The organism is Achromobacter sp. DMS1 (assembly GCF_001270295.1).
Genome location: NZ_LHSJ01000180.1, coordinates 1 through 8,625, shown reverse-complemented (window position 1 = coordinate 8,625; position 8,625 = coordinate 1). Strand labels below are relative to the sequence as shown.

Genomic DNA, 8,625 nt, shown 5'->3' with positions numbered 1-8,625 from the left:
GGACCGCGGAAGCGCCGCGGCGCTACGACATTCCGGCGGGACCATTGAGCTCGGTGCTGGCGCGCTTCGCCGGCGAATCGGGCGTCCTGGTGGCGGGGGCCGGCGAGCTCGCCCAGGACAAGCGCAGCCCCGGCGTATCCGGCGAACTGAGCGCGCAGGCGGCCTTGAACGCCTTGCTGGCCGGGACGGGACTGGCGGCCGAGCCAGGCACCGCTGGCGGGTTTGTGCTGCGGCGCATTCCCGGATCGTCCGCGAGCGGCGTGGCGACGCTGGAGCCTGTAACGGTCCGGGCCGACTCGTTGAATGTCACCGAGGGCAGCCACAGCTACGCCATGAATGGCCCCATCGCAAGCGCCACGGGCCTGCCCCTGACGCTGCGTGAAACGCCGCAAAGCGTGAGCGTCATGACCCGGCAACGAATTGAAGACGAAGGGATAGACAGCATCGAGGCACTGCTGGACCGGACGCCGGGCATCTCCGTGCAGAACATCGGCGCCAGCCGCTTTTCAATACTCTCGCGCGGCTATGACATCGACAACTACCAGTTCGACGGCGTTCTTACCGCAACCGATATCGTGTCGCAGAACATCCCTCAGAGCCAGGCGGACCTGGCGATCTACGACCACGTGGAAGTGTTGCGCGGCGCGACCGGCCTGCTGACAGGCGCGGGCGATCCATCCGGGACCATCAACCTCGTGCGCAAGAAACCCACGCGCGAATTTCAAGGATATTTCAGCCTTAGCGGGGGCAGTTGGAGCCGCGGGCGGGGAGAACTGGATCTGGGCGGTCCGATCAATGAGGCCGGCACGTTGCGCGGACGTTTCGTGGCCGCGCATGAGCAGGGCGATACCCATATCGACTATTACAAGCAAAAGAAAACCGTGCTCTATGGCGTCCTGGAGGCCGACCTGACGCCGAACACGCTATTGACGGCGGGCCTGGATTACCAGAAGAACGATCCCCGCGGGCAATCCTCCACCGGACTGCCGCTGTTCTACAGCGATGGCAAGCAGACCGACTTCAGCGCTTCCGACAATGCCGCGGCGCGGTGGAACCGAAACGAGATCCAGGTTTACAACGCTTTCCTGAACCTGCAACATAAGTTTGCCAACGATTGGACGCTGAAATTCTCGGGAAATTACCTGCACGGCACGCGCGAATACTCCGCGGCAAACGCCAGCTGGGGGTTCCCCGACCGCGAAACTGGCGACGGCGTACGCTTCTATGGCGCGCTGGGCAGCGCCAGACAGGAACAGATCGGGTTCGACGTACAAATCGAGGGCCCGTTCGAACTGTTGGGAAGAGAACATGAGTTCGTGCTCGGTTTCAATTGGGCCGAATTCAAGAATTTTCACGACCCCATGCGGGGAGCGGGCATCGAAGGAACCCGGGTCAATATCTACGACTGGGGCAACGAGACTGCCGGCCCCAACGTAACGGGTGAAAAGCTCATGAACTACGACGGCTGGCAAAAACAGAACGGCGTCTATTCCGCGCTGCGCCTGAAACCCCGGGATGACCTGGCCATCATCATGGGGGCGCGGCTCAGCAATTACCGTTACCAGCTCTCCCAGATCTATGTCTCCGAAGCGTTGGCGAGAAACAACAAGATCACCAGAATGAGCGAGAGCGGTGTCGTCACCCCGTATGCCGGCATCGTTTATGACTTGAACGAAGTGCACTCGGTCTATGCCAGCTACACCAGCATCTTCAAGCCTCAGGGCTCTCGCGACCGCAATGGCGAGATACTCGATCCTCGTACCGGCGACAACTACGAAATCGGCCTGAAAAGCGAATTCTTCGGCGGACGCCTCAATAGCGCCATCGCGCTCTACCAGATTCGCCAGGACAATCTTGCCGAGGCCGATCCGGGCCAGACCGTGCCGGGCACCGTGAACGAGCCCGCCTATCGTGCGGTAAAGGGCGCAAAGACCTCGGGCCTGGATATCGAGTTCAACGGCGAGCTCGCGCCCGGCTGGCAGGCGGCGTTAAGTTACAGCTACAGCACCACCAAGAATGCCGCAGGTGAATCCATCCGCACCATCTTCCCGCGCCACATGGCCAAGCTCTGGACTACCTATCGCCTGCCCGGAGCCTGGAACCGCCTGACCGTGGGCGGCGGGCTGAATTGGCAGAGCCGTATCCATTACGCCGCGACGACCTGGGATTTGCCCGGCGTCACCCTGAACGGAGAGCAGGAATCCTACGTGGTGGCCAACCTGATGGCCCGTTACGACTTCAATCGCCAGCTTTCCGCCACCCTGAACGTCAATAACGTGTTCAACAAGAAATACCTGCAGGGCCTGGATACCACGTTCTACTCCGGCATCTATGCCCCTACCCGCAACGCGATGCTGACGTTGAAATATCAGTTCTGAGGAGAACCTCGATGCGAGATCCAGAGGGCTCAGCCAGGTATTGGATTCCAGGCATGCGCGTGGCCGCCGCGTTGCTCGGCGGCTACGCCTTTACCTGGGGGTTCATCTCCTTGGGCGTGGCCGGGCTGTTCGCCGCCGGCATGGAGTTCCATGATGCCGAGCACCTCAGCTACATCCTGGGCTTTCTGGTTTTTCTCGCGGTCTTCCTGTGGGCCTTCTCGGCGCGAGGGTTGGCGCGCGTCTGGACCATGCTGGCCGGCGGCGGCGCCTTGATGGCAGGCGCGGCTTCACTCGTGCAATACCTCACGCTCGCCTGAGCGCCGGAGCTGCCTATGTTTCAGAACTTTCGCCTCAGCATGGCCTGGCTGCATACATGGTTCGGACTGGTGCTGGGCTTCGTGCTGATGGTTGTGTTCTTCTTCGGCGCCTTGTCGGTGTTCGACCGCGAAATCGACCGCTGGGCCATTCCCTCCTCGCGCTTCGCGCCCCAGCCCATGCCGTCGTTCGACCAGATGCTCAAGCCGAACCTGGAGAGCATGCAACCCTCGGCCGACCGCCGCGAACGCATGCGCGACCAGGTGTACGGTCCGCTGCCCGACCGCTTCGATGTCCCGAAGCGTTGGGGATTCTATTCCACCCACCGTGACCCCGTGCTGGGTCTGTTTGTGGGTTACGAAGTGCCCAATGCGAAGAAGCCGGACACGACGATCTGGGCGCGGCGCACCATCGACCCGCGCACGGGCGCCGGCTTGCCCGACGACCATCTCAAGATCGGCAGCAGCTTTTTCTATCCGCTGCACTACAGCCTGACCTGGTATTGGAAAGGCGTGGGCTATTGGATCGTGGGGCTGGCCGCCCTGGCGATGCTGGCGGCGCTGGTCAGCGGCGTGGTCATGCACCGCAAGCTGTTCCGCGAATTGTTCACCTTCCGGCCCCGCAAGAACACGCAACGCGGCCTGCTGGATCTGCACAACCTGACCGGCGTGGTTGCGCTGCCGTTCCATTTCTTCTTTGCCTTTACCGGGCTGGTGATCTTCGCCGGCATTTACTTTCCCGTCACGCATACCCAGCTCGAACCGCTGCATGAATTCAGCGAGCAGCGGGAAGCCGACGAAACGGGCCTGCCTCATGAACGGGCAGGGATCGCCGCGCCGCTGGCGTCGGTGGACTCCATGGTGGCCGAAGCCCGGCGCCGCTGGGCCGGCAGAGGCATGGCGGGCGAGGTGGGCTTTCTGGCCGTGCAGTTCCCCTATGATGCCAACGGCTATGTCAGCATCTACCGGGCCGGCACCGATCGCATCGCCCTGACTGGCGAAGGCGTGCATTTCAGGGCGGCGACCGGCGAAGTGCTGCGCGAGGATCCGAGCCCTTCCGCAGTGGACAGCGTGAATGAGTTTCTTACCGGCTTGCATTTGCAGCATTTCCGCCACTGGCTATTGCGATGGCTGTATGTGCTGGGTGGATTGGCGGGTTGCGCCTGTATTGCCACGGGCCTGCTGTTCTTCGTGGAAAAACGAAAAAAGCGGCATGCCGAGACGGGCAGCCGCGGTTGCCGCGTGGTCGATGCGATGGCGGTGACCGCAGTCACGGGCATGCTTGTCGCCACGCTGAGCATATTGATCGCCAACCGGCTGCTGCCCGAGACGCTGCCCGCGGGATGGCCCGAGCGCGGCGCCCTGGAACAGCATCTGTTCTGGGGAGCCTGGGCGCTTGCAATGGCGCACGCGTTCAGGCGATCCAGGTTCGTGGCCCAGGGAAGAACCAACCCGGCGTGGCGCGAGCAATGCCAGGCCATCTCCGTGCTGGCCCTGGCGGCCGTGTTGTTGAACTGGCTGAGCACTGGAGACCATCTATTGAAGACGGTGGGAGAGCGGTATTGGCCGGTGGCTGGCGTGGATATGTTCCTGCTGGCATCGGCGGCGACTGCCGCGCTGGTCGCGGCGAGGCTGAAGCGCCGCGCCAAGACTGAAGCCGGCGTGTCCTCGGAAAAGCGCAAGAGTGCCTCCCATGCCTGACGGGCTGATACTGCTGGCGGCCATCCTGTGCGCCGTGGCCGGCATGGGCTGGCTGGCCCTGGCGATGCCGGTCCACTGGGAGCAGGCCTGCGGCGACGCGCCGTGCCCGCCCCGGACCCGATCGGCCCTGCGCTGGCTGGGCGTCCTCGCCCTGTCCGTGTCGCTGGGGTTGTGCCTCGCGGCCGATCATGCGTCGATGGCGGCGCTGGTATGGGTAATGGTCCTGGCGGGATCGGCCCTTTCCGTCGCCTTTACGCTTGCATGGCGCGCGCGCTGGCTCGGCTTGCTGGCCGGGAAACCCTAGCCGGCACGGGACTTGCGCTACCCCGGGCGTCTTCGAAAGAGAGGAACGCCCCATGCCGACCACAGACGCCGTCCCGACCTCCCGCAACGTGCCGGAACCGCCGCAGGAGCGGCTGCGCCGGATCGACGCGGAGCGCCCCGGTTTCCCCGGCGAACTCCTCATCGTGTTCGGCGCGGGCGCCTGGCTGATGCTTGCCGGCATGCGCAGCGGCCTCGGCCTGTATTCAGCGAACTTCTAAAGTACGGTATTCATTTTTATTTTATCCATATGATTTATATAAAGAAAAATTAAAATATGGATCCCCCCTCCGCCAGGAATTCGTCCAGGCAGGCCCTGGAAAACAAAACCCCGTAGAACCCGGCGTCCACGGGGTTTTTTCTTTTCGGCGCAGCGCCCGGAGGGCGCGGTTCGCATCCGGCTGCCTGCAACACCATCCGGCGCGGCAGCCGCAAGGGAGGCGCTGGCTGCCTCGCGGCCACGGCAAAGGTGCTTGCAATTCATGACGTCTGGTAGGCTGGCGTGACCTCGATATGAACTTATAGTGAGACTGCTTTTTTCAAAGGAGTCTTCCGATGCGCCTCTTCCGTCCTCTCTCTGTATCCTGCGCTGCCCTGCTGCTGACCGCCGGCGCGCACGCCCAATTGCTGGATGCCGTCAAGGGCGCCGTGGGCGGCGGCGCCATGCCGGCAGCGGTGCCGGACCTGGGCTCGGTCGGCACGGGCAACATCGCCGGCGTGCTCGGATACTGCGCGAAGAACAATTACCTGGGCGGCGATGCTTCCAGCGTCAAGGACAAACTGCTGGGCAAGCTGGGCGGAGACGAGAAAGCGCAAGCCGATCCTGGCTACCAGGAAGGACTGGGCGGTGTGCTGGGCGGCCAGAGCAGCCAGAAGCTCGACCTCAGCGGCGGCGGCCTCCAGGCCCAATTGAGGGAGAAGGTCTGCGACCAGGTGCTGGAATACGGGAAGTCGCTGCTCTGAACGCCGCGATGCCATGGGCCTGACGAAGGGCCCGGCGGGCGGGGGAGGCGGCAGATCGGGCCCGGCTTTCGCTTTCCGGCTATAACAGGAGCCTCGGGGCCTGGCCGCCTTCCAGGCTTTTTTGCCGCTCGGGGAGAACGCCATGGCCAAGATAAAGATCGATTTCGTGTCCGACGTTGCGTGCCCGTGGTGCGCGGTGGGCCTGGGCGGCTTGCTGGAAGCGTGGCGTCGGCTGGACGGCGCGGCCGAGATCGCGCTGCATTTCCGGCCGTTCGAGCTGAACCCCGACATGCCGCCGGGCGGACAGAACACCATCGAGCGCCTGATGCAGAAGTATGGCTATACGCGGGAGCGCGTCCAGGCGAACCGGCAGGTCATCGAGCAGCGCGCCGCTGCCGTCGGCATGCCGATGCGCATGACCGACGAGAATCGTTCCTACAATACTTTCGACGCGCATCGCCTGATCCATTGGGCGGGCCTGCAGGGCCAGGAGCGGCAGATCGCGCTCAAGAAGCGGCTGCTGGAAACCTATCACCACGAGAACCTGGACACCCGCGACCCCGAGGTGCTGGCGCGGGCGGCCGGGGAGGCGGGGCTGGACGAAGCCGAGGCCCGCGAGGTGCTGGCCTCCGGGCGTTATGCGGAAGAGGTCCGGGCCGAGGAGGCCGAGTGGCGCAGTCGCGGCATTTCATCGGTCCCGTCTCTCGTCATCAATGACAAGTATCTTGTGTCGGGCGGGCAGCCTCCCGACGTGTACGAGCAGGTGCTGCGCCAGGTGGCGGCGGAAGGCTGATCGCCGGTCTGCCGGGGCGAGGGCGTCCGCGTCTTTCCTGGCGACGGATCAATCGGCAGCCGGCGCGTTTTCCGCCCGGGGCAAGGCTGCGCCTTCCTCGCGCAGGCGCCGGGCCAGTCCGGCCAGCCGGGTGAGGCCGGCCTCCAAAGCCGTGTCGAGCGCCTCCAGCGTTTCGAGGAATGCCCGGCTCTGCCCGTGGCATTGATCGAGGCTGTTTTTTTCCAGCCGCAGCAGGCTCGCGCGCAGGCCGGTCTTGACGTCGGAATAACGCTGCCAGGGATCGGAGCGGGCGGCGTGGCGGTCCAGAGGCGGATGGGGCAGGGCGGCGGGGATGTCGATCCGGTAGTCGGCCAGCGCCTCGGCGGCGACGGCGGCGTAGGCTTGCAGCGTCATGCGCGCCAGGCTGGGCCGGCAAGTCGGCCGCCGGGTTGTCCAGCAGCGCCGGGAGGGCGGGCAGGATACGGCGCAGGCTGGCCTCGGCAAGCCGGGTCCGCTGGTCTTGTTGCCAGGCGAGCGCGGCCTGCGCCTGCCGGCGCAGGGCGTCCAGGCCCGGGCGGATGTCGCGCGCGATCGGGCCGGCGACGTTTTCCTGGAGGTAGTGCAGCAGCATCTCGGCCGGCTTGCGCTGCCTGTATGCCAGCATGGGCTGGATAAGGGCCCGCAGCGCGGCATAGAGCGCATCGAAGCCGGCTTCGGCCATGGCGGCGGGCGTCTGGGCCGAGGCCATGCGGACCGAAATGGAAACCGGCGTTTTCAGGAGCCCGGGGTCGGCGCCGAGTTCGGCCAGCTTGCCGCGGGCGCGGCTTTCCACGTCGGCCTGCTGCAGGTCGCGGTCCGCCGCCGATTTGTTGCACAGCGTTTTCCGGATTTCACCGTCGACTTCGTCTTCGTCGTAGCAGTCGCTGCGCGTGATGATGGGCAGCAGGGGTTTGCGGCGCAGCAGTTCGCGCCCGAGGTCGTCCAGTTCGCGGACCTGGCCGGGCGAGGATGAACCGGTGAGCCACAGCACGCCGTCGGCGCTGTCGAGGTAGCGCCGGGTGAGTGCGGCGTTGGCTTGTTCGCCGGAGTGCAGGCCGGGGGTGTCCAGCAATACCAGCCTGTCGCCCAGGCGCACGCCTTGCAGCCGCCGGGTGGTTTCGGTGGCGCCTTCCCGCAGGGGCGTTTCGCTGTCGCAAACGCCATCGGGGCCGACGTGGAAGAAGCGGACCTGCCGCCCGTGGGCCCTGTGGCGCTGCGCGAGGAAGTTGCACAGGGAGCTCTTGCCGGCATTGAACTTGCCGAACACCAGCAGCATGATCTGGCCGGCGCAGGACTCGGCTAGCTGGCGGGCGGGTTCGAGTTCGGCCAGCCCCGCCGTCCAGGTTCCCGCGAGGCGCCGCAGTCCGGCATCCAGGGCGCGGGCGGCCCGCGCCAGCGGCGCCTGGGCCTGCGGCCACGCGCTGTCCAGGCGATGGCCGGCGAGGGCGTGCTGAAACTGCGCGAGCCACTCGCGCAGGGCCTGCGTTGCGGCCCGGCTGTCCGGCCCGACGGCATCGGCGAGGTCGGTGCCGGCGATGAAGCGCGCTTCATCGTTCATGCCGTGTCCCGGGCATGCATGCCGCGCAGGGCAGGGGCGTGCAGGGCGTCGAGGGCTCGCCGCGTGTCGGCCTGCGCCGCGTCCAGTTCGGCGATCCGCGCGGCCAGCGCCTGCCGGTCGTCCGAAAGCTCATAGTAGTGCGTGAAATCCGCCTGCAAGCGCAAGCGGCCGGCCGGCTCGCAGAACATGCGGCGCAAGTCCTTGCGGAATTTGACCGACACGCCCAGCACCGCGGCCATGACGGAGTTCAGGCTGCGCGCGGGCGTCCGGCTGGCCCCGGGCATGCCGGCGACGCCGTGGCTGGCCAGGTAGCTGTCGATGCCGATGCAGGCGCGGGAATAGCCGATCTGGAGCTTGTTGCGTTCGGCCTTGCCCGGGGTCAGCGCGTAGGCGTCCTGGGCGGAGTCGGGCGCGGCCGCGCGGTCGGGCCCCAGCGACGCGAGCAGGGCGGCGATGTCGGCGCCGGCCTTGTCGAGCACGGCGCGCAGGCCGCGGTCGAAGTCTTCTCGCTGCCGGCGCTGCGCGGCGTGCAGCGTTGCCGTTTCGTCGGCCTGCCGCGCCGCCAGCTTTTGCAGGCTG

Annotated in this window: 9 protein-coding genes and 1 pseudogene; 8 read left to right on the top strand and 2 right to left on the bottom strand. The window is 65.9% G+C overall.

From position 1 onward, the window contains the following. From AD428_RS18510 to AD428_RS18480, 7 genes are all read left to right on the top strand, one after another. The coding region (locus AD428_RS18510; RefSeq protein ID WP_082308490.1) for a TonB-dependent siderophore receptor at positions 1–2,378 on the top strand (2,378 nt) is incomplete at its 5' end. Between the two features lie 53 nt (positions 2,379–2,431). Continuing rightward, a complete protein-coding gene (locus AD428_RS18505) occupies positions 2,432–2,695 on the top strand; it encodes a hypothetical protein (RefSeq protein ID WP_053246162.1) in 264 nt (87 codons plus the stop codon). 15 nt (positions 2,696–2,710) lie between these two features. After that, positions 2,711–4,393, top strand: a complete 1,683-nt coding sequence (locus AD428_RS18500) for a PepSY domain-containing protein (protein ID WP_053246161.1) — start codon at positions 2,711–2,713, stop codon at positions 4,391–4,393. Beyond that, positions 4,386–4,697, top strand: a complete 312-nt coding sequence (locus AD428_RS18495) for a DUF3325 domain-containing protein (protein ID WP_053246160.1) — start codon at positions 4,386–4,388, stop codon at positions 4,695–4,697. Before AD428_RS18500 ends, AD428_RS18495 begins: the two co-directional genes overlap by 8 nt. 52 nt (positions 4,698–4,749) lie before the next feature. After that, positions 4,750–4,935, top strand: coding sequence for a hypothetical protein (locus AD428_RS18490; protein WP_053246159.1), 186 nt, complete (start codon positions 4,750–4,752; stop codon positions 4,933–4,935). A 334-nt stretch (positions 4,936–5,269) separates the two neighbouring features. Continuing rightward, positions 5,270–5,677, top strand: a complete 408-nt coding sequence (locus tag AD428_RS18485; protein ID WP_053246158.1) for a DUF2501 domain-containing protein — start codon at positions 5,270–5,272, stop codon at positions 5,675–5,677. A 142-nt stretch (positions 5,678–5,819) separates the two neighbouring features. Beyond that, positions 5,820–6,470 carry a DsbA family oxidoreductase gene (locus tag AD428_RS18480; protein ID WP_053246157.1) on the top strand — a complete coding sequence of 217 codons (651 nt, stop codon included), beginning with the start codon at positions 5,820–5,822 and terminating at the stop codon, positions 6,468–6,470. Here AD428_RS18480 and AD428_RS29640 read toward each other — a convergent pair. Continuing rightward, positions 6,388–7,584, bottom strand: a complete 1,197-nt coding sequence (locus tag AD428_RS29640) for a dynamin family protein (RefSeq protein WP_369798786.1) — start codon at positions 7,582–7,584, stop codon at positions 6,388–6,390. The genes AD428_RS18480 and AD428_RS29640 overlap by 83 nt on opposite strands. On the opposite strand from AD428_RS29640, the gene AD428_RS28230 reads away from it, so the two are divergent. Beyond that, positions 7,525–7,791, top strand: a complete 267-nt coding sequence (locus AD428_RS28230; protein WP_053246154.1) for a hypothetical protein — start codon at positions 7,525–7,527, stop codon at positions 7,789–7,791. The two genes, AD428_RS29640 and AD428_RS28230, sit on opposite strands and share 60 nt — an antisense overlap. Positions 7,792–8,042: 251 nt before the next feature. On the opposite strand, the pseudogene AD428_RS26870 reads toward AD428_RS28230, so the two are convergent. Continuing rightward, positions 8,043–8,625, bottom strand: a pseudogene (locus AD428_RS26870) (GTPase); the annotation flags it as partial.